This is a genomic window from Marinomonas polaris DSM 16579, assembly GCF_900129155.1.
GTDB classification, from domain to species: Bacteria; Pseudomonadota; Gammaproteobacteria; order Pseudomonadales; family Marinomonadaceae; genus Marinomonas; species Marinomonas polaris.
Genome location: NZ_FQVF01000006.1, coordinates 231148 through 252358, shown reverse-complemented (window position 1 = coordinate 252358; position 21211 = coordinate 231148). Strand labels below are relative to the sequence as shown.

The 21211-nt window shown below is 41.6% G+C and carries 19 protein-coding genes; 15 read left to right on the top strand and 4 right to left on the bottom strand.

Annotation, left to right across the window (positions count from 1 at the left end):
* The first annotated feature begins 120 nt into the window (after positions 1–120).
* The 7 genes from BUA59_RS08190 (at position 121) to BUA59_RS08160 (ending at position 10361) form a co-directional block, all read left to right on the top strand.
* The gene (locus BUA59_RS08190) at positions 121–1668 is read left to right on the top strand and encodes an ABC transporter substrate-binding protein (RefSeq protein ID WP_072839272.1); all 1548 of its coding nucleotides are present in this window, start codon (positions 121–123) and stop codon (positions 1666–1668) included.
* Positions 1665–2600 carry an ABC transporter permease gene (locus BUA59_RS08185; RefSeq protein WP_072839225.1) on the top strand — a complete coding sequence of 312 codons (936 nt, stop codon included), beginning with the start codon at positions 1665–1667 and terminating at the stop codon, positions 2598–2600. The genes BUA59_RS08190 and BUA59_RS08185 overlap by 4 nt, the downstream gene beginning before the upstream one ends.
* Positions 2597–3379, top strand: coding sequence for an ABC transporter permease (locus BUA59_RS08180; protein WP_072839224.1), 783 nt, complete (start codon positions 2597–2599; stop codon positions 3377–3379). The genes BUA59_RS08185 and BUA59_RS08180 overlap by 4 nt, the downstream gene beginning before the upstream one ends.
* Positions 3376–4764, top strand: coding sequence for an ABC transporter ATP-binding protein (locus tag BUA59_RS08175; protein WP_072839223.1), 1389 nt, complete (start codon positions 3376–3378; stop codon positions 4762–4764). Before BUA59_RS08180 ends, BUA59_RS08175 begins: the two co-directional genes overlap by 4 nt.
* 183 nt (positions 4765–4947) lie before the next feature.
* Positions 4948–5199, top strand: coding sequence for a hypothetical protein (locus BUA59_RS08170; protein WP_245813113.1), 252 nt, complete (start codon positions 4948–4950; stop codon positions 5197–5199).
* 120 nt (positions 5200–5319) lie between these two features.
* A complete protein-coding gene (locus BUA59_RS08165; RefSeq protein WP_072839221.1) occupies positions 5320–9435 on the top strand; it encodes a PAS domain S-box protein in 4116 nt (1371 codons plus the stop codon).
* Entirely contained in the window at positions 9435–10361 is a 927-nt protein-coding gene (locus BUA59_RS08160) for a GGDEF domain-containing response regulator (RefSeq protein ID WP_084122271.1), read from the top strand. The genes BUA59_RS08165 and BUA59_RS08160 overlap by 1 nt, the downstream gene beginning before the upstream one ends.
* Positions 10362–10472: 111 nt before the next feature.
* Here the strand turns inward: BUA59_RS08160 and leuA are convergent, their stop codons facing one another.
* A complete protein-coding gene (gene leuA / locus BUA59_RS08155; RefSeq protein ID WP_072839220.1) occupies positions 10473–12161 on the bottom strand; it encodes a 2-isopropylmalate synthase in 1689 nt (562 codons plus the stop codon).
* Between the two features lie 194 nt (positions 12162–12355).
* Here leuA and BUA59_RS08150 point away from each other — a divergent pair, with 194 nt between their 5' ends.
* Positions 12356–12829, top strand: a complete 474-nt coding sequence (locus tag BUA59_RS08150; RefSeq protein ID WP_072839219.1) for an Lrp/AsnC family transcriptional regulator — start codon at positions 12356–12358, stop codon at positions 12827–12829.
* Between the two features lie 98 nt (positions 12830–12927).
* On the top strand, positions 12928–13536 hold the full coding sequence (gene ribA, locus BUA59_RS08145) for a GTP cyclohydrolase II (RefSeq protein ID WP_072839218.1): 609 nt from the start codon (positions 12928–12930) through the stop codon (positions 13534–13536).
* A gap of 103 nt (positions 13537–13639) precedes the next feature.
* Here the strand turns inward: ribA and BUA59_RS08140 are convergent, their stop codons facing one another.
* Complete coding sequence (locus BUA59_RS08140; protein ID WP_072839217.1) at positions 13640–14845, bottom strand: DEAD/DEAH box helicase; 1206 nt, start codon at positions 14843–14845, stop codon at positions 13640–13642.
* A gap of 231 nt (positions 14846–15076) precedes the next feature.
* Here BUA59_RS08140 and BUA59_RS08135 point away from each other — a divergent pair, with 231 nt between their 5' ends.
* Positions 15077–15637, top strand: coding sequence for a DUF1415 domain-containing protein (locus BUA59_RS08135; RefSeq protein ID WP_072839216.1), 561 nt, complete (start codon positions 15077–15079; stop codon positions 15635–15637).
* 79 nt (positions 15638–15716) lie between these two features.
* Positions 15717–16550, top strand: coding sequence for a CvfB family protein (locus tag BUA59_RS08130; protein WP_072839270.1), 834 nt, complete (start codon positions 15717–15719; stop codon positions 16548–16550).
* 25 nt (positions 16551–16575) lie between these two features.
* Here BUA59_RS08130 and BUA59_RS08125 read toward each other — a convergent pair whose 3' ends face one another.
* Positions 16576–17523 carry a ketopantoate reductase family protein gene (locus BUA59_RS08125; RefSeq protein ID WP_072839215.1) on the bottom strand — a complete coding sequence of 316 codons (948 nt, stop codon included), beginning with the start codon at positions 17521–17523 and terminating at the stop codon, positions 16576–16578.
* Positions 17524–17606: 83 nt separating this feature from the next.
* Here BUA59_RS08125 and BUA59_RS08120 point away from each other — a divergent pair, with 83 nt between their 5' ends.
* Entirely contained in the window at positions 17607–18092 is a 486-nt protein-coding gene (locus BUA59_RS08120; protein ID WP_072839214.1) for a YajQ family cyclic di-GMP-binding protein, read from the top strand.
* A 43-nt stretch (positions 18093–18135) separates the two neighbouring features.
* Here the strand turns inward: BUA59_RS08120 and BUA59_RS08115 are convergent, their stop codons facing one another.
* Complete coding sequence (locus tag BUA59_RS08115) at positions 18136–18456, bottom strand: MGMT family protein (RefSeq protein ID WP_139248848.1); 321 nt, start codon at positions 18454–18456, stop codon at positions 18136–18138.
* 47 nt (positions 18457–18503) lie between these two features.
* Between BUA59_RS08115 and BUA59_RS08110 the strand changes: the two genes are divergently transcribed.
* From BUA59_RS08110 to groL, 3 genes are all read left to right on the top strand, one after another.
* Complete coding sequence (locus BUA59_RS08110; protein ID WP_072839213.1) at positions 18504–18983, top strand: FxsA family protein; 480 nt, start codon at positions 18504–18506, stop codon at positions 18981–18983.
* A gap of 129 nt (positions 18984–19112) precedes the next feature.
* Positions 19113–19403, top strand: coding sequence for a co-chaperone GroES (locus tag BUA59_RS08105; RefSeq protein WP_012069737.1), 291 nt, complete (start codon positions 19113–19115; stop codon positions 19401–19403).
* A 56-nt stretch (positions 19404–19459) separates the two neighbouring features.
* Positions 19460–21103, top strand: coding sequence for a chaperonin GroEL (gene groL / locus BUA59_RS08100; protein ID WP_072839212.1), 1644 nt, complete (start codon positions 19460–19462; stop codon positions 21101–21103).
* Positions 21104–21211: the final 108 nt, after the last annotated feature.

Here is a 21211-nt window from a genome sequence, read left to right as displayed (position 1 = left end):
AGTTCTGATCAAATTTTAGACTTTGATACAAGTTGTTCTCAAATGATTGTCAGAATCGTTTAATATGTTATATCATAACTTTTTTATTTTGTTGTTATGGATAATGTGCACATGAGAGTAATGCCTTTTTTTAAACGAATATTTTTTTGCGTCTCAATATTGAGTGGTCTGTTGGTTATAACGGCTTGTTCAGGGCCAACATCATCTAATACAGTGTCTATTAGCGCGGCTTTTGAATTTACCAGCTTAGATCCTGCAAAAAATGGTTTTGTCTTTAGTCGAATGCAAGTTCTAGAAACCCTTTTGGATGTGGATGAAAAGGGATTGCTTATTCCAGCTTTGGCTAAGGATTGGCACATTAGTGAAGACGCGAAAACTTGGACGTTTGACTTACGTGATGGTGTTTATTTTCACGATGGCGTTTTGATGAACACCGATGCGGTAGTGAATAGCCTTTTGATTGCTCAATCTAAGCATGGCGCATTACGTAATGCGCCAATTGAAAGTATCCAAGCGGCTGGAGATCATTCCGTCGTTATTTCTTTATCTCGTCCATATACCTTGTTGGGTGCGGTGTTGGCGAATTATGCCAATGGTATTTTATCTCCAGCAGCTTATGACAAAGATAAAGAAGTGTTGGCATTATCAGGTACTGGGCCCTATAAGGTTTTTCAATTTGCGCCGCCGCACAAGCTTGTTGTTGAGAAATTTGATGAGTATTGGGGGAAGAAAGCCAGTATTCCTTATGCGAGTTACTTAACGGGGCATCGCGCCGAAAGTCGTGTGTTACAAGCAAGAAGTGGCCAAGTAGATATTGTATTTGGCTTAGATCCTGCCAGTTTGCCTTCGCTACAACGGGTAGACGCTTTAAATCTATATTCGAACCCTATTCCTAGAACTATTGTTTTGAAGTTAAACAGCGGTCATCGTTTTTTAGACGATGTGCGAGCCCGTAAGGCCTTGAGCTTAGCCATTGATAGACAAGGTATCGCCAAAGGTGTTCTGCGTATTCCAGGTTCACAAACTGAGCAATTATTACCAGCGTCTATGTCTAACTGGTACTTGGATAATGTAACTAGTGAGACAGAAGTTGAAGCGGGTACGCCAGAGTCTCTGTTGGCATCTTTGGGGTGGAAGAAAAACTCGCAGGGAATGTTAGAGAGAAACGGCGAGTTGTTTGAATTGACACTTATTACTTATGCGGATCGACCAGAGTTAACCACAGTGGCGACAGCTATTCAGGCTCAGTGGGAAGCCATCGGTATTACCACAAAAGTGGAAGTGACGAATTCCAGCGCCATTCCAATGGGGCATCAAGATGGTTCGTTAGACGTCGCGTTGATTGCACGTAATTATGGTTTCATCGCGGATCCATTAGGGGTGATGTTGTCTGATTTTGGTTCCAATGGCGGTGGCGATTGGGGTGCGATGAATTGGAATAATAGCGCTTTAAGTGCTGATTTGTTGGCATTAGAACAAACCTCCGATCCGGTTAAATACAAAGAAATTTCCCAGCGCAGTGCGCAGATCATTTATGACGAGCGTCCTATGATCCCTGTTTCTTCTTATATTCAGCAAACGTCTGTTAATACGCGAATTAAAGGTTTTCGTTTTGATCCTTTTGAGCGCAGCTTTTATTTAAATGAAATGGAGTTCGTAAAACCATGAAGGCAATGCTGTTAAAAAGAGCGTTTCAATTGATTACTGTGGTGTGGGGTGTAGGCACCTTAACTTTTATCTTGATGCGTTCTCTACCTGGCGATATGGCGTATCGAATTGCTGCTAGTCGTTACGGTCAGGACAATGTTGACTCTCATGCCGCTGCTTTGGTGCGTGAAGAATTGAAGTTAGATCAAGGGGCTTTAACCGCCTATTGGCATTGGTTAACAGATCTTCTGCAATTCAAATTAGGAGACTCGTTAGTCAGTGGTTTGCCTGTCACGGATGCGCTTGAACATATGTTAGGCCATTCGCTGTTGCTAGCCGTTGCTGGGCTCATGCTGTCTGTCTTGATCGCGGTGCCATTGGGTTTGCTGAGTGCGTGGCGAGGTAATCCTTTGGATTCTGTGCTGATGGGACTGTCCAGTGTGATTCGCGCTATGCCGGTGTTTGTCTTGGGCGTGTTGTTTATATTGCTATTTGCTCTGCATTGGAACTGGTTTCCGGTTGCTGGATTTGGCACGTCAGCGCATTTGGTCTTGCCGGCTATCACCTTGGCGTTGAGCTTAGCGGCGGTATCTAACCGAGTGGTAAGAGATTCAGCTAAGCGAACTTTTCAGGCTGCGTTTTATCAATTTTCTAGAGTGAAGGGGTTATCTGCTTGGCAAACGTTTCGGCAACATGGTATGCGTAATATTGCGGTGCCAGTAGTGGCATTTTTCGGTATTCAGTTAGTGAGTATGATTGAAGGGATTGTGATGATCGAGTCGTTATTTTCCTGGCCTGGAATTGGTCATGGTTTGGCTCATGCTATTTTTGCTCGTGATATTCCAGTGATTCAAGGCGCGGCGTTGGTGATGGGAGTACTCTTCGTTTTGCTCAATACCTTGGTGGATATTATTTGTCTTTGGATTGATCCAAGAGGAGCGAAAACACTATGAAAATGACACGTTTACAATGGTCAGGTTTGACTATTTTACTTGGTCTTATGACATTTTCTTTATTGGGTATTTTGTTTTCGCCTCATAGCATGTCAGAGCAAAATTTGGATGCCATTTTGGAAGCGCCTTCTGCGACCAATTTGCTTGGTACAGATCATTTTGGCCGCAGTATGTTAACGCGTATGGCACATGCTGTGGGCTTGTCATTTGCTCTAAGTCTTTTGTGTATGTTGACATCGTCATTGGTGGGTACGGCATTTGGCGTGTGGGCCGTTTGGGGTGGAAAGAAGGTCGATAATGTCTTGGGTATCGTAGTGAATATTTTACTAGCTTTACCTGGTTTGGTAGTGGTGCTGTTATTTGCTGCCATTGCACCTGGGTCTTTTTGGGTGCTGTATTTGGCTATTTCTTTGGTGCAGTGGGTGGAATATTTTCGTGTTGTACGTGCGGTAACGCAAGGCGTGATTCAAAGCCCTGCAAGACAGTCTTCTCAGATGATGGGCTTTGGTCATTGGTATCAATTTAAACGTCATATTTGGCCCGCTATTTCGCCTTCGGTTTTTACCTTGGCAGCATTTGGTGGCGCGAACGCTATTTTAACCATGGCATCCCTTGGTTTTGTTTATGTAGGAATTCAGCCACCGCTTGCGGAGCTTGGTTTGATGACGGTCGAGTTGTTCCCGTATTACAGTGATGCGCCTTGGTTATTGGCTCAACCTTTGGTGGTTATTGCCTTAATGGTATTTGCATTTCATTTATTGGCAGGGAAACGAGCATGAGCGTATTGCTGAAATTAACTAATGTGGCAGTTTATGTGGGCGACACCTGTTTGTTAGAGCCTATTTCCTTGGAATTAAAACAAGGGCAGCCGTTAACTATATTGGGTCAGACTGGTTCTGGTAAGAGCTTGTTGGCACAAGCCATTATGGGATTACTATCAGACGATTTAAGTATGTCTGGTGACGTAGAAGTGTTTGGCAAAGTAATGTCGATTGATGAACGTCGGGCGTTGTGGGGCAAAGAGTTAGTGATGCTTCCTCAGGAGCCTTGGCACTCCCTTGATCCTTTAATGAAGGGTGTTGATCAGGTAAAAGAGGTGTATCAATTTGTACGTGAGAAGAGTAGCCAAGAGTCTCTTACGATTGCTGAAGATGATTTACGTCATGTTGGCTTGGCAGGTAGCGGACATAAACGACCAGATGAACTGTCTGGCGGCATGGCACAACGCCTTGCGATTACCGCCGCTACAGCAGGTGGTGCGCATGTTATCTTGGCGGATGAACCAACTAAAGGACTGGATGTATCACGTCGTGATGGCATTGTGCAGTTACTTCAAGCTCGTTCAAACTTGGGCAGTTTACTGACGATTACCCACGACGTAGCAGTTGCTCGTCAGTTGGGTGGTTTGCTATTAGTGATGAAAGAAGGTCGCTTGGTTGAACAAGGTGAGGCGACTCAAGTGCTTGATTATCCAAAAGACGATTATACGCGCGAGTTGATAGCTGCCGAGCCTAGCGCTTGGTCTGACATGGCACCGACGTCTAGACAAGACAGCGCCGAGAGTATTCTTGTTGCAGACAAGCTAACGTTAGAACGAGGTGGACGAGTCTTGTTTGATGGACTGTCTTTTACTATCAAGCAAGGCGAGGTGGTTGGTATTGTCGGCGACAGTGGCTGTGGTAAATCGTCGCTTGGTGATGCCTTGCTGAATCTGTTGCCGATTTCTGCTGGTAGCATTGTTCGTTTGAACCAGGCCGCCAAGCCGCACCAATGGTTAAAACTGTATCAAGATCCGCCGTCGGCGTTTTCGTCTAGTGTGTCGCTCGGTCAGTTACTGGATGATTTGATATTTTTGCACGGTATTGATAAAGCTCGTATTGCACCGTTAATGGCTCGTTTGAGTTTGCCGCACGGAGTTCTTGACCGTAATTGTATGGCTGTTTCTGGGGGGGAACTACAACGTTTTGCTATATTGCGAGCTTTGCTGTTGGATCCTGTATTTCTGTTTGCTGATGAGCCGACATCGCGCCTTGATCCGATCACTGCCAAAGAGGTGACGGCCTTATTGGTAGAATTGGCTAGTGAAGCGGGTTGTGCAGTTTTACTTGTTAGTCATGACCCAGCGCTAGTTCGGAAAACTTGCCATCAAATTATAACCTTATAGTATGCAGTAAAAGTGCTAATGACATTGAGTGGAGTATTCTTGGCACTCTTGCTCAATGTTATTAGATTGGATCAGTTCATGATTTAAACATGTAAATGAGTGATTTGAATCCACCTTGAGGTTTCACTTTACCTTAGTCTATGGTCTAATTTTTTCTAACTTAACATCGTATTGGGAAAAATTATGTTGTTCAAAACTTCACTCTCTGTTGCCTTGGTTAGTGTTACCGCTCTTTTCACTTCAACTGGTGCCTTGGCATTTGACGATTATTGCACACCAAAGTTAGAAGCTTACTTGGGCAACGTTCAAAAGACAGTTGATTCTAAATATGTTTCAGAGCGTCAAAAAGACGTTGCACAAAAGGTTTTAGATAAGGTTAAAGCAAGTCGTAATGATACTAAGGATTGTGTATTGATTGATAAGTTACTGCCATAATTTTCTTGGGAGTTTTGGTTAGCAGATCCCTGATTTTCTGTTATGTTTTATCAGGTAGGGCAATACATTAATTAGTGTTGTTAAATGCCTTTTAAAATGTGGCGAGTTTAGGGGAAATGGATGAATCAATTAGAGGCTGCTTTAAAGGTGGCCAGATCTCTTTTAGGAATGTCTTGTGCTGGATTGCTTTTTCAAGATGGCACAATTGTTTTTTCTGGTGAAGTCGATAGCCTTCATCAGAAAAATTTTTCAGTCAAGTTATCTCGCTTTAATACTTTTCCTTCCTCTCGATACTCCGATATAAAAAACACACCTTCGGCACATGTTTTGTTTTCAGATTTTTCAGACATCGCTAGTTGTATTATTGAGCCTTTAAGCATTAATGATACTCGATTGATTTTCTTAAGTGACACTCCTTTTTTGCTCAATGCTGAGTCGCTGGAAGAACATATTGATTCTCTAAAGAGGGTGTTTTCTGCGTTATTAGAGTCTAAAAAAAACGTATCTAAGTCATTTTTAAAAGATCGATCTTTTGCCAATAAAAACACTCATCAGGTGAGCTATGACGATCTTCTTAAGTTAAATAATAGTATTCCTATGTTCGTTGCTTTAGTGGATAACGATCTGCGCTATGAATTTGTAAATGATACTTTTGAACACCGATTTTCTATGTCCAAGGAGCATATAATTGGATTGAAAATTAATGAGCTGATTCCACCTGAGGTTTTCAATTTAATTCATGAAAATTTAGATCGTGCCTTACAAGGAACTGTAGTTAATTTTCAATATGAAGTCTTACAGAATAACAGTGATGAGTTACGTTTTTTTGAATCGACTTATGTCCCACGTATTCAAGAAGGTGAGGTGACAGGGCTTTATATTTGTATGCAGGATATTACTCGTCAAAGACTGACCTTGCATACGATGAAGCGTTTGCATGAAGTGACGGCAGATGCCAATTTATCATTAGATCAGAAACTACAAAGAATTCTAAAAATTGGTGTGGATCAGTTTTCCTTGCCTATTGGGCTTATCAGCTCAATTAATGGCGACCTTTATCAAGTGGAATACAGTCACACGCCAAATGGAGAGGTGCTGCCCGGCGCGCAGTTTGAGTTGGGTAATACCTATTGTGTGCACACCCTTAGCAGTGATTTACCTACATCGTATTTTCATACCGCCATTAGCGACATAAAAGAACATCCCTGCTATCAAAACTTTGGTTTAGAGGCCTATATCGGTATTGTAATTAATGTCGCAGGCAAGCGATGGGGAACGCTTAATTTTTCCAGTCCAAACCCTAAAAATGAGTCTTTTAGCGAAGAAGATTATGAGTTGATGAAGCTACTTGCTCAGTGGGTTGGTAATGAAATGACTCGTTTTCATGATAAAGCCATGCAAACCCAATACGAAAATGAATTGCGCGAGCAAAAGATATTTTTCAAATCGCTTTTTGATAATGCACCAGAAGCGATTGTTCATGTTGGAGCGAACCGTGAAATTAAGATGCTGAATCCTGCATTTACTGAGCTTTTTGGCTATAGCCTTGATGAGTTATACGGTAAAACAACCCAAGTGCTCTACGCTGAGGAAAGTGAGTTTATAAGGAAGGGCGAATTATATAATGTAGATATGCAAGATGTTTTAAATCGCTATCTTGTTAGTTATAAAAGCAAGCAAGGTAAGGTTTTTCATGCCGAAACGATAGGCAGCATTATTCGAAATGCCGATGATAGTTTGGGTGGATATATCGCGCATATTCGTGATGTGACTGAACGTCTCGAAGTTGAGCAAAAGATGATAGATACCAATTTGCGATTATCTATCGCTGCTGATGCGGCAGGAATTGGTGTTTGGGAGTTCGATTTACAAGACAGCACTCTACAGTGGGATGATTGGATGTACCGTCTCTATGGTTTTGCTGAGGATGAGCGTACTTCACCACTTCAAGTTTGGGACGATTGTGTTTATACAGAAGATAAAAATAGATTGGCAGAAGTATTTTCTAGTTTAGAAAAGAGTGGTGCGTATTTTACGACTAAAGAAGATGCTTCGCATATTTCTAAAGAATTAGATTTTGATTTCAGAATTAAACGTAAAGACGGGCAGGTACGTTATTTGAAATCTAATGGTGCCATTGTATTTAATAAAAAAGGCAAAGCATCACATCTTATCGGCGTGAATATGGACATTACCTCACGAAAAGAAACTGAAGTGCTGTTACGTAACGCGAGTGATCAAGCGGTTGCGGCCAGCAAAGCGAAAAGTGATTTCTTGGCCACCATGAGTCATGAAATTAGAACGCCATTGAATGGCGTGTTAGGTATGGCTGAATTGCTTTCAGGTACAAAACTGAATCCAGAACAAACCACACAGTTAAATGTACTAAAAGAATCTGGTGAAGGGCTTTTAGGTTTAATTAATGATTTATTGGATTTTTCTAAAATAGAAGCAGGTCATATTTCTATTGAGCGTGTAGATTTTAATCTGGAAAAAGCGATTTATGATGTTATTCGTTTGCTAATGATGAAAGCGGACGAAAAAGGCATCGATTTATTGGTCGAATATGATGAGGTTTGCCCTAGATTCTTGGTGGGAGACGTTTTTCGTATTAAACAAATATTAACCAATCTAATCAGTAATGCGATTAAATTCACCAGTATCGGTCATGTACTGGTCTCAGTGAAAGGGATAGTCGACAAGCAAGGAATGGTCTCTATCACTATGAGTGTTGCGGATACTGGGGTAGGCATCGCAGATAAGGTTCAGCCACATTTGTTTAGTGCCTTTGTGCAAGCTGATAGTTCAACGACTCGTAAGTTTGGTGGTACAGGCTTGGGGTTGGCGATAACTAAGCAGCTAATAGGCCTGATGAATGGCAATATCTCTTTATCAAGTAAGCTGAACATAGGGTCTACTTTTACCGTGACATTTGCGTTGCCAGAAAGTCATGCAATGTCTTATATTGAAACTGTAGTCGATGAGAATTTATTACTTGGTAAGAAGACGTTAGTTATAGACGATAATGAAACGAATTTAACCATCCTTAAAAATCAGCTCAGGTCCTGTGATATTTATGCGGATGCAGAAATAAGCCCTGTCGATGCTTTATCTCGAATCGAGCAGTCAATTAATGACGGTTCGCCATATCAGATTATTGTTTTAGATTATTTGATGCCTGAGTTAGATGGTTTGATGCTATCTAAGCTCATTCGAGAAGTGAGTGGATCTTTATATCAACCTATCATTTTAATGACCTCATCAGCAGGGCGTTTATCTCAGGGTGAGCTTTCTACCGCTGGCGTTAATATGAGTATTGTTAAACCAATGAGTGCTTTGGCACTAAAGAAAGGCCTAGTTTCTGCACTGTCTTCTAATTTATTAGGTCATCAGCTTTCTTACGTAGAGGTAAATGACGAGGACGAAGTGAAAGATAACCTGAATGGCGAGAAAAAAGGCCTTATTTTGGTTGTAGAAGATATGAAAGCTAACTTAGCCGTGGCGCAGGGTATTCTAACTAGAATGGGCTTTGATGTTATTGCAGCTGAAAACGGTAAAGTTGGCATAGAAATGTGGACGTCCCATCAGCCTGATCTAATTTTTATGGACTTGCATATGCCTGTAATGGATGGGTTGTCAGCTATGCGCGCTATTAGGCAGGCTGAAAAAAGCAGTGGTAATCGACGTGTTCCAATGATTGCATTGACTGCTGATATTATGCCAGAAACATTATCAGAAGTATTTCGTGCTGGTGGTGATGGCTTAGTGCCAAAGCCTTTTAAGCAAAAGGAGTTTATAAGTATGCTAGATGAGTGGTTACCAAGTGGTCATCAATCACCGGATGAGGCTTTAAATAAGCATCAGTCTACAAATTCTATTTTTGATGTTAAATCAGATGTTATTATTAATGAATCTGTTTTGAATGAATTAAAAGTATTGTTGGGGAATGATTTTACTTTATTGATTGATGCATTTTTTGATGATGCACAGAACATCATGGTTTCATTTGATAAGATGTTGAGTAAAGAAGATGAAGCCGACTACGCATTAATCTCTCGTCTTGCCCATAGTTTGAAATCTGTTAGTCAAAATGTTGGTGCAATGACCATGTCTTCAATGGCTGCGCAACTTGAGCAAGAAAGCCGTCAGGGTGATGCGCCGGATCTAAAGGCTAAACTGCAAGAGATTCTATCAATGTATCAGAATGTGAAAAATAAACTTCAGGGTATGCTGTAATGCCAATGAAAGTGTTAGTGGTTGATGATACCAACACGGATCGTTTGTTGCTGAAGCTTCACTTGTCAAAGTTAGGTTATACAACTTTAGAGGCCAGTAACGGGCAGGAAGCTATAGATCAGTTTCTGGAGCATTCTCAGGATTTGGATCTTATTTTAATGGATGTCCAAATGCCCTATATCAATGGCTTTGATGCCGTTAGATCTATTCGTAAAATACAAGAGCAACAAAATCAAGAGTGGTTGCCAGTTATCTTTTTAAGCGCTAGCGCAGAAGATGATGATATAGAAGGGGCTATTTTAGCTGGCGGCGATGATTATCTTATGAAGCCAATCAGCCAAAAAGTTCTGTCGGCAAAAATGTTGGCTATGCAACGCATTGCAGATATGAGGCGTCGCCTTGTTGATTCAAATCTTGCTCTTGAGCAGTTAGCATCAACCGATCATCTAACTGGTGTTGCTAATCGTCGTTCTTTTGAGCTTATGCTAGACAGAGAGATGTCTTTTACTCGTCGTTATGGTGTACCTATGGCATTAGCCATGTTCGATCTTGATAAATTTAAAGTCGTCAATGATACTTTTGGGCATGATGCTGGGGATGCTGTTTTGGCTGAAGTGTCAAAGCGAATCAAAATGGCTCTAAGAGACAGTGATATTATTGGACGCTTGGGAGGAGAGGAGTTCGGTATTATTTTGCATAATGTTAAAGAAGATGATGTTTTCAAGGTATTTGATCGTTATCGTAAGATCGTTGCCGAACATCCGGTGGTGCATGAAGGTGCTGAAATCCCTATTACAGCCAGTATCGGTGTGACTATGTATGCAGGTAAATTAGAAGATAAAGTTGCACTATTGAAACGAGCAGATCAATCATTATATGAAGCGAAAGATACAGGCCGAAATAAAGTGATTTACCATCCACTGTAGTGCTGTGAACAAAACTAAAAACTTAGTAACGCTAAAACAACACATAAAAAAGCCGAAAATCGATGTGATTTTCGGCTTTTTTGTTTCTTTCTACTCGCAGAGAATTATTAATTACGCAACAGCGGAGTTTTGGTTTGCGGTAATTTTTTGATTCACCGTTGCCAATAAAGCTTGGATGGAAGCAGATACAATATCGTTATCAATGGCGACACCGTTGTAACGGTCACCGTCAATATTAGCTTGAACATACGCAATAGCTTGCGAGTCGCTGCCAACCGTTAGCGCATGTTCTTGATATTGGATAATATCAACGCGCATATTGAAGTGTTTGCCTAGAGCTTCGCTGAAAGCAGACAACGCACCGTTGCCGTTCCCCGTAATCTTAATGCTAGAACTGTTGCTGATAAGTTCGGCATTAACTGTATCTACGTCGTCTTTTGCAAGATCGTATTTGCCCAATTTGTATGGGGTAGTGCCCGTCATAAAACTGCTTTCGAATAGGTTTTTCATGGATTCAGCATCCACAACGCCGCCGTCTTTCTCTGCAAACCGTTGAACGATTGGGCTGAATTCTACTTGTAACCAGCGTGGCAAAGCCAAGCCGTATTCTTGTTCAAGAGTATAAGCGACGCCGCCTTTACCTGATTGGCTGTTCACACGAATGACTTCTTGATAGCTGCGGCCGACATCGCGAGGGTCTATTGGCAAGTACGCCACATCCCAAGGTTTGTCGTCTGTCTGGTTAGCCAAACATTTCTTAATCGCATCTTGATGAGAGCCAGAGAAGGCGGTGAACACCAATTCGCCTGCGTATGGATGACGCGGGTGAACTTGTAACAAGGTGCAAGCTTGAACAACACTTATGATGCGGTCCATATCGCCCAACGCCAACTCTGGATCAATACCTTGGCTGTATATGTTCATAGCCATAGTGACTACGTCCATATTGCCTGTACGCTCGCCGTTACCAAGCAATGTGCCTTCGATACGGTCTGCACCAGCCATAACGCCTAATTCTGCTGCAGCTACACCACAACCACGGTCATTGTGAGTGTGTAGGCTTACAATCATGCTGTCGCGTTGTTTAACATTGCGGCAGAAGTATTCAATTTGGTCTGCATAACGGTTAGGAGTAGAAACTTCTACGGTTGCAGGCAAGTTGATAATAATTTTGTTGTCTGGAGTTGGTTGCCACACATCGGTAACGGCATTGACCACTTCAATGGCGTAGTCGATTTCTGTACCAGTAAAGCTTTCTGGTGAGTATTGGAATACCCACTCTGTTTCTGGGTGTTTCGCCGCGTGTTCTTTTACGCATTTAGCGCCATTGACAGCGATTTGCTTGATGCCTTCCATGTCCATGCGGAATACTTGCTCACGTTGTGTTGTAGACGTTGAGTTGTAGACGTGAACGATAGCTTTTTTGGCACCTTTTAGTGATTCATAAGTACGCTCAATCAATTCTGGGCGCGCTTGAGTCAATACTTGAACGTAAACATCGTCTGGCACTTGGTCTTCTTCAATCAACCAGCGAACAAAGTCAAAATCCAACTGTGAAGCAGCAGGGAAACCGACTTCGATTTCTTTAAAGCCAACATCAACTAGTAGAGCGAAAAATTGTTTCTTTTGTTCCACTGTCATTGGCTCTACCAATGCTTGGTTGCCATCGCGTAGGTCAACGCTAGACCAAATAGGCGCTTTAGTGATTGATTTGTCAGGCCAAGTACGGTTTTCGATGGCGACTGGCTTGAATGGCGTATATTTTTTATGGTCAAAAGCAGTGCGGTCAAAAGATGTCATAATCTTTCCCTTCTCTTTGTAATTGAGCTGGTAAGCTCAGATTGTTATTTGGTTCACTTGATTAAGTGATTTTCTATGTTTCTATCATAACTAATTTTTTTGAGTAAAAGATTGCGTTTTTTAATGGAAATATCAATCTAAATAGCATTATATTGCGTAATGTTTCTTATAATTAGCAGTGTGGAGCTATTGATATGGGGTTTGATAAGATTGATTTGAATATTTTGCGAGAATTACAGCAAGATTCTAGCTTAACCAATCAAGAGTTGGCAGATCGTGTTGGGCTTTCTGCATCTCCTTGTTTGCGACGTGTAAAGGCATTAGAAGAAAGTGGTGTAATAGATCGTAGTGTCACCTTGTTGAATCAGAATAAGTTAGGCCTGAAACTAACTGCGTTCATCCAGATTAGTATGGATCGTCATACTCCAGATCGCTTTGAGGTATTTGAGAAGACGCTAGAATCTTTTCCTGAGGTAAAATCCTGCAACTTGGTGACGGGGCAATCGGCTGATTATTTGATAGAAGTGGTGGTAGAAGACATGGATCGCTATCAGGAGTTTCTACTGGGAAGATTAACGCGTATTCCCGGTGTGACTGGTGTGCATTCGAGCTTCTTGTTGCGAAGAATTATAAATCGAACCTCTTTACCACTAGATCATTTGATTTAGAGGCTTATTTCCTTATTTAGCATTGATATTTTAGCTTTTGACCAAATTAATGGGCGTTATACTTGTTACAGTAAAAAAGTCCCTAGTAGAGAAGTAGTATGAGTGATTTGACAATTAAGCGTCGAGTGGTAATTCCCGTGAGGGCGGGCGACGTAATGGCCGAATTTATTTCCTTTAACGGTGATGATTCTGGCAAAGAACATATAGGGATATTTTTCGAAGGTACAACAGCAAAAGCTGACAACAGCATTCCACTGGTTCGTTTGCATTCAGAATGTTTGACCGGTGATGTCTTTGGTTCTGGCCGTTGTGATTGTGGCGAGCAGCTTGATGAAGCGATTGATCGAATTAATGAAGAAGGTGGTTACATTCTTTATTTACGTCAAGAGGGTCGTGGTATTGGTTTGTACGCAAAACTAGAAGCCTATGCTTTGCAAGACCAAGGTTATGACACTTACCAAGCCAATGAGATGTTGCATCTACCAGACGATGGTCGTGATTTCGGTATTGCCGCAGAAATGTTGCAAGCGCTTGGGGTTTCCAAAGTTCGTTTGTTAACAAATAATCCTGATAAAGCGCAGCAGCTAATAGAGCACGGTATTGATGTTGCGGAATTAGTTCCGACCAAGGTGCATGTGAATCAGCATAACCGTTCCTATTTAGAAACGAAGGCTAAGCGTAAACAGCATACTTTGAAGTTCGACTAAGAGTAACGTACAAGTTTTGTACTTTAGATAGAAATGCATAAAGATAGAAATAATAAAGGCGCTAGTGAAGCGCCTTTATTATTTCTATAGTGCTGAACCAGCCTTATTTTTTACTAGGAGCTGGTTTCTTCTTTTTCTTCTTACTGCTTGGTGAGCGAGCTTTTGTTTTTGCTTCAAGCCCTTCAATGCGGCCAAATTTAATGTTGGCTTGCATAAAGCGTTGAATCTTTTCAATCATTGGTAAGTCGTTAATGTCGATCAACGAAATGCAATCGCCCGGCTCACCTTCGCGTGAAGCACGTCCAGCGCGGTGGATGTAAGAGTCAGCTTTACGTGGAAGACGAAGGTTGATTACTGTGTTTATTTCTGGAAGGTCGATGCCACGTGAGGCGACGTCGGTTGCCACCAATACTTGCAAACGGCCACGCTTCATCTGCTTCATGTGTTCGCTGCGGTCGCCTTGTTTCATTTCGCCATGCAAGCCATCACACATTAAGCCCATTTTACGGATACGTTGAACCCATATGTCAACATGCTCGCGGTTAGAAACAAACAACACCGCTTGCTGAACGCGCTCTTGCGTTAATAGATGTTTTAGTACGGCTTCTTTGTGCTCTTCGCTGTCTACACGGTAAGCTATTTGGCGAATTTGGCTTGGCACTGTGCGGGATGATTCGCCTAGGCGAATTTGCTGCGTCTCGCTATTTAATAGGGCGCTAGCAAAACGTCCCATTTTTTCGCCTTCTAGCGTTGCAGAGAACATCAAAGTTTGGTGCTTTTTAGGCAGTTCTTTTGCAATGTGGTTGATGGCGCTTACAAAGCCCATGTCTAGCATACGGTCGGCTTCGTCGATAACGAAATAAGACACATCTGTTAGATCAAGCCATTGTTTTTCGTCTAATTCAACCAATCTACCTGGTGTTGCAACCAGAATGTCACATGGTTCACTTAATTGTTGTTGCTGCATCCCATATGGCGTGCCACCAATGATGAGGTGAGATTGAATACGAGTATGCTTTGTTAGCTGTTCTACAACATTGAAAATTTGGCGCGCTAGCTCGCGACTTGGCGCCAAGATCAATACTTTCGGTGCGGTGGTAGATTGCTCATCACGGTCAAGAATATGCTGAATAGCTGGCGCGCAAAAGGCGATGGTTTTCCCTGTACCAGTTGGGGCTGTTGCAAGTAAGTCTGAACCATCTAAGGCGATTGGTATAGCTTGTTCTTGGATTTCTGTTGGGGCTTCAAAGCCAAGATCACTAATGGCTTGTTCTATGGTGAAATCCAAATCTAATTCAGCAAATGACATGTAAACTCTCTGTAGCAGGATAAGTGGTACGACCAACTATGAATGTCATAAATTAACTATGAAAATCATAATGAATTTGGGCGTATGGCCACTATAATGGACTGTATTGTCTGGCATGATACCTTGTTTTATGAGGATTCGAAATCTAAACCTCAGATGATGGCTTGATAAGTTAGACCCTTTGTACGCTTTGCTCTAAAATACTAACAAATATTTATAAGAAGACACGTTATGCTGCTATCAGATGAATTGGTCACCACCCAAACAATGACATGGGTAAAAGAGTTTATTGTGGCGTTAAATGTTTGTCCTTTTGCTAAACGTGAAGTGGAACGAGACAGCGTACGTTGCATGGTGTTGCGATCCAAAAAGATGGATGTGGCGCTAGAAGAGTTGATGGCAGAGGTTCAGTGGCTGGATGAGCATCCAGAAACAGAAACGACGTTACTGATTTTTCCAACCTTATTTAATGATTTTCATCGTTATTTAGACTTTGTAGAAACCGCTGAAAATCTTATGTTTGATCAAGGTTGTGAAGGAGTTTATCAATTGGCAACTTTTCATCCTGATTATTGTTTTTCAGGCACAGAGCCAGATGATGTATCTAATTACACCAACCGTTCTCCTTATCCGATGCTGCACCTTTTAAGAGAGGCTAGTGTTGATAAGGCGATTGAATTCTATGGTGATACAGCTGAGATACCGAATCAAAATATTGAAAAAATGGAAGAGCTTGGGAAGTCCAAGTTAGATACTATATTTGCTGGTTGTATGAAAGCAGATAATGGTTAACTTGTGACTTAAAAATATCTGTATTGCGCTTATGAATGAAGTGCGTATAGTGCGAAAAAAATTGCTTGCCGGAGAACTCATGGCTACACAAATTGGGCGCTTAAATACATTAAGAGTCGTTAAAGAAAAAGATTTTGGTGTGTATTTAGACGCCGACCAATTAGGCGAAATTTTGCTCCCTAAGCGTTACGTGCCAAAAGGCGTGACGGTAGACGATGAAGTAGAAGTGTTCGTTTATTTGGATTCAGATGATAAATTAATTTCAACCACTGAATTTCCTAAGGCTCAAGTGGGAGAATTTGCTGCGTTAACTGCAATAGCAGTAAACCAAGTTGGAGCATTCTTTGATTGGGGGTTACCGAAAGACTTATTGGTGCCTTTTAGTCAGCAGAAAAACCGTGTAGAGGAAGGTGAAACGCATTTGCTTTTCATCTACCTAGATCAAGCGACAAACCGTATTGTTGCAACCACCAAAGTAGATGCTTTGTTGAACCGCGAAGAAGCACCTTATCGTGTAGGTGATAAGGTTTCTATTATTATCGGCGATAAAACCAATATTGGCTTTAAGTGTGTTATTGATAATCGCTTTTGGGGGGTTCTATTTTTCGAAGATGCTTTTAGACAGCTTCGTAAGGGTGAAAAAACTGTTGGTTTTATCAAGCAGATGCGTGAAGACGGCAAGATTGATTTGAGCTTGCAAGAAGTTGGTTACAAAAAAGTGCGCAATATATTAGATGATATTCTGGATTACTTAGATGCTCATGGTGGTGAATCTCCATTGACAGACAAGGCATCACCAGAAGCTATTTATGCAGTGTTTAAAGTAAGTAAGGCAACCTATAAAAAAGCATTAGGTGCGCTTTATAAAGAGAAGAAAATACTGCTTACTAAAGAAAAGATCTCTAAAATTTAGCTTTAATTGATCGATGAAAAAGCTGCTAAGGAAGACTTAGCAGCTTTTTTTTGACCTCTTCTCTCTGCTCTGCATAGGCAACGCCATCAAAAAGTAAACGCTGTACAGGCAATTCAATAGGGCTGTTATCAAGTAAAAAGCCTGAAATAAAGCTGTTTTCAGTTTGGCGCTGTAATCTAAGATCTTCGTGCATAGAAGATCTATTTAAACGAGTGAGCTGGGCAATAGTGTGCACTCTGTTTTTGAGGTTTTCTTGGGTAAGGTGTTGGCTCTCTTGCGCATAACTAAATTTTGGATGAGTAAAAACACTCGATAATTCAGACAGTGTTGCGTCGATTAGCGGCTTAAATTCATCATTAAGAATATCGCCATTATGTATGTTGAAAATAGCAGTAATCGGATTAATTACCGCATTGACTGCGAGCTTCTCGATCATTCTTTGGTGAATATTCGTTACTGTCATATTTTCAATAGGGAATTCTTTCGCGGGAGAAGTAATACGCCATTGGCCAAAGTAGGAGTCGCCTAAGCCTGTGTGTTTAATGTGATTCGCTTCTATTTTCAAAACACCTTCGCTGGTTGTTCCTGCCCACAGGTTTTGGGTGTCTAATAAAATGTTTTGAAGATCTTCCTGGGCCCCAATTCCATTGCATAGGCAGGCAATATTTGCATCACTGGTTACGTGGTTTGCAATTTGTGAGAAAGCATTTTTTAGATCAAACGACTTTGTGCATAGCAGTACTTTATCGTATTGAGCTGTTAACTCTTCCGCTTTGAAACTTTTTATTTTATGCGTAGAGACACTGACTTGCTGTTGCCCCTCTTCATCAGTAAGAGATTCTAGGGTGATCTTTTTACCGGGGTTCTCCGATCGATACACTAGATGGACTTTATTGCCGAGTTTTTCTAGCTTACAAGCCCAAAATAGGCCGATAGCGCCAGCGCCGATGATTAACCAAGGCGTGTTCTTCATAATAGGTTTCCATTAGGTGTTTTATTTCAATCCCTGTTATTATCACCCCAAAATACATTATTGAAAATGCAAAGGAGTAGAAAATGCCATCATTTGACGTAGTATCTGAGTTAGATTGGCACGAAGTCACTAACGCAGTTGATCAGGCAAACAGAGAGATTACAACGCGTTATGACTTTAAAGGCGTAAAAGCGCACTACGAAATTAAAGACAAAAAAAGCGTTGTTATGGAAGCTGAGGCTGAGCCTCAACTTCGCCAGATGTCTGATATTTTAAATCAAAAATTGGTTGGCCGTGGCATTGATTTAAAAAGTTTGGAAAAAGAAGATGTCGTTAAAGGAAATATGCGCGCTTCTCAAGCGGTTAAAATGAAAGAAGGTCTTGAAACAGACGAAGCGAAAAAAATCGTTAAAATGATCAAAGATAGCAAAGCGAAAGTTCAAGCGCAGATTCAGGGTGACCAACTTCGTGTAACAGGTAAAAAACGAGACGACCTTCAAGAGGTGATGGCATTGTTGCGCGGTGCTGATTTAGCACAGCCAGTTCAATTTACCAATTTCAGAGACTAAATATATTTGCGGAGCCGCCATTCATTGTTAGTTGGTGGCTCTCTTATTTCTTTATTGAGTTTTCATTAAAAGTCAGCTTACTACCCACAATAACCCAGCCTTCTTTTTCTAATTTTTCTTTTTGTCTTAAATATCCATCTGTGTTTTCTGCGAAACTAATGCGACGCTGGGCATTTATGACTCTATGCCACGGCAGCTTAGTGTCTTTAGGTAGGTTTTTCATTAAACTGCCAACTTGCCTTGCATAGCCTGGAAACCCTGCTAGTTTTGCAAGTTCTCCGTAAGCAATGCATTCGCCCTTGGGTATTTCACTTAAAATATGAAACACCTGAGATTTAAATCTATCTATCGGTTGATTCGCCACATTTAGCCCTTAAATAAATAGCTACACTTAAAACAAAGAAGGTAAATATGAGATTTGCACTTTTGCTTTTCATACTCATTCCCGTTATTGAACTATCAGTATTAATAAAGGTTGGTAGTCAAATTGGTGCACTAGCAACGGTTGGCTTGGTTTTCTTAACGGCTATTTTAGGCGTGACTTTAATACGTAAGCAAGGGCTAGAAACGTCACTTAAGGCGCAGGAGAAAATGCGTCGAGGTGAGTTGCCTGCCTCTGAAGTTGCTGAAGGTATCATGCTAATTTTTGCAGGCTTGTGCTTGTTAATGCCTGGTTTTGTAACAGATATTATTGGTGGCTTACTATTGATTCCTCCATTACGTAAATTATTTGCGGCAGGTCTTTTGGTTAACTTTGTTGCATCTATGGTCAAAAAAGGGTCTAAATGGGCGCCTTATGGTGGTTATGACGCTCAACCTCAAGGTGAAACGATTGATGGCGAGTACTCAAAAGAACCTAAAGATGACAATGACTTAATAGATAAAAAATAATTTATTTTCAGGGTTGAAATTGGCTTGTATAGCCGTATATAGAACCTTGTTAAAGATTCCTACTATGTATCAGTAGGATTATCCAGCCAGGGGAGTCCTGGTATCGTTTTTAATTGGAGAGATTGATCAATGAATATTCGTCCTTTGCACGATCGTGTCGTTGTTCGACGTAAAGAAGAAGAAACAACAACTGCATCTGGTATCGTCCTTCCCGGATCTGCTAAAGAAAAGCCTACTCAAGGCGAGGTTTTGGCTGTTGGCACTGGCCGTATTCAATCAAATGGCGATGTGCAAGCTTTGGCCGTTAAAGTTGGTGATACTGTGTTGTTTGGCCAATACTCCGGTCAAACCGTTAAAATCGAAGGTGATGAACTGCTTATCATGAAGGAAGACGAAATTTACGGCATTGTTGAAGCCTAAGTCGCCCTGCAGATCTATTACGATTCATAGCATTTAAACAGTTAAGGTATAAGAAAATGGCAGCTAAAGAAGTTAAATTTGGAGATAGCGCTCGTCAGCAAATGCTGAAGGGTGTAAACGTTCTTGCAGATGCAGTAAAAGTAACCTTGGGGCCAAAAGGTCGTAATGTTATTATTGAGAAATCTTATGGTGCACCGCTTGTTACTAAAGATGGTGTGACTGTAGCGAAAGAAATTGAGCTTGAAAACAAGTTTGAAAACATGGGCGCGCAAATGGTGAAAGAAGTTGCTTCTCAAGCCAATGATGTTGCTGGTGACGGTACAACAACAGCAACCGTTCTTGCGCAAGCAATTGTTGCAGAAGGTCTTAAAGCTGTTGCTGCGGGTCGTAACCCAATGGATCTTAAGCGCGGTATCGACCAAGCTGCTGCGGCAGTTGTAAAAGAGATTGCAGCGCAATCTACACCTTGTACTGATACTCGTGCTATCGAGCAAGTTGGTACTATTTCTGCTAACTCTGATTCCTCTGTTGGTAGAATCATTGCAGAAGCTATGGAGCGTGTTGGTAAAGAAGGTGTTATCACAGTAGAAGAAGGTTCAGGTTTTGAGGATGAGCTGGCTGTGGTTGAAGGTATGCAGTTTGATCGTGGCTACCTATCTCCTTACTTCATCAACAACCAAGAGACTATGAGTGCGGAACTTGAAAACCCATTCATCCTTCTTGTTGATAAGAAAATCTCTAATATCCGTGATTTGCTACCAGTATTGGAAGGCGTTGCAAAAGCTTCTCGTCCATTATTGATTATTGCTGAAGACGTTGAAGGTGAAGCCTTGGCAACTTTGGTTGTAAACACTATGCGCGGCATCGTAAAAGTAGCTGCAGCTAAAGCGCCAGGCTTTGGTGATCGTCGTAAAGCAATGCTTGAAGATATCGCCGTACTTTCGGGTGCTACTGTTATTTCTGAAGAAGTGGGCTTGAGTCTAGAAACAGCGACCCTTGATCAGCTAGGTACAGCAAAACGTGTTACTTTGACAAAAGAAAGCACAACGATTGTAGATGGTGCTGGTAATGCAGCAAACATCACCAGTCGTGTTGAGCAAATTCGTGCTGAGATTGCTAACTCTTCTTCTGACTATGACAAAGAAAAACTTCAAGAGCGTGTTGCTAAATTGGCTGGCGGCGTTGCTGTTATCAAAATTGGCGCAGCAACTGAGTTGGCAATGAAAGAGAAGAAAGCGCGTGTAGATGACGCTCTTCATGCAACTCGTGCTGCTGTTGAAGAAGGTGTTGTTGCTGGTGGTGGTGTTGCTCTAGTTCGCGCTCTTACTAAAATTGTTGATCTTAAAGGTGAGAACGAAGATCAAAGCGTAGGCATCACTCTTGCTCTACGTGCGATGGAAGCGCCAATGCGTCAAATCGTAATCAACGCAGGTGCTGAAGCCTCTGTTGTTGTAGATAAAGTGAAGAAAGGCGAAGGTAACTTTGGTTACAACGCTGCAACTGGCGAGTATGGCGATATGTTGGAAATGGGTATCCTAGATCCAGCTAAAGTAACTCGTTCTGCACTTCAAGCAGCGGCATCTGTAGCGGGTCTTATGATCACTACTGAAGCAATGATTGCTGATTTGCCAAAAGACGACGCTGGCATGCCTGATATGGGTGGCATGGGCGGAATGGGTGGTATGGGCGGGATGATGTGATCCTTCTCTAACCCATTGATATAAAAGAAAACCTCGCTCTTTTGCGGGGTTTTTTTTTATAATTAATTGTTGTGCTGATGTGGGCATCATTAATGTTTGTTTTTAGGA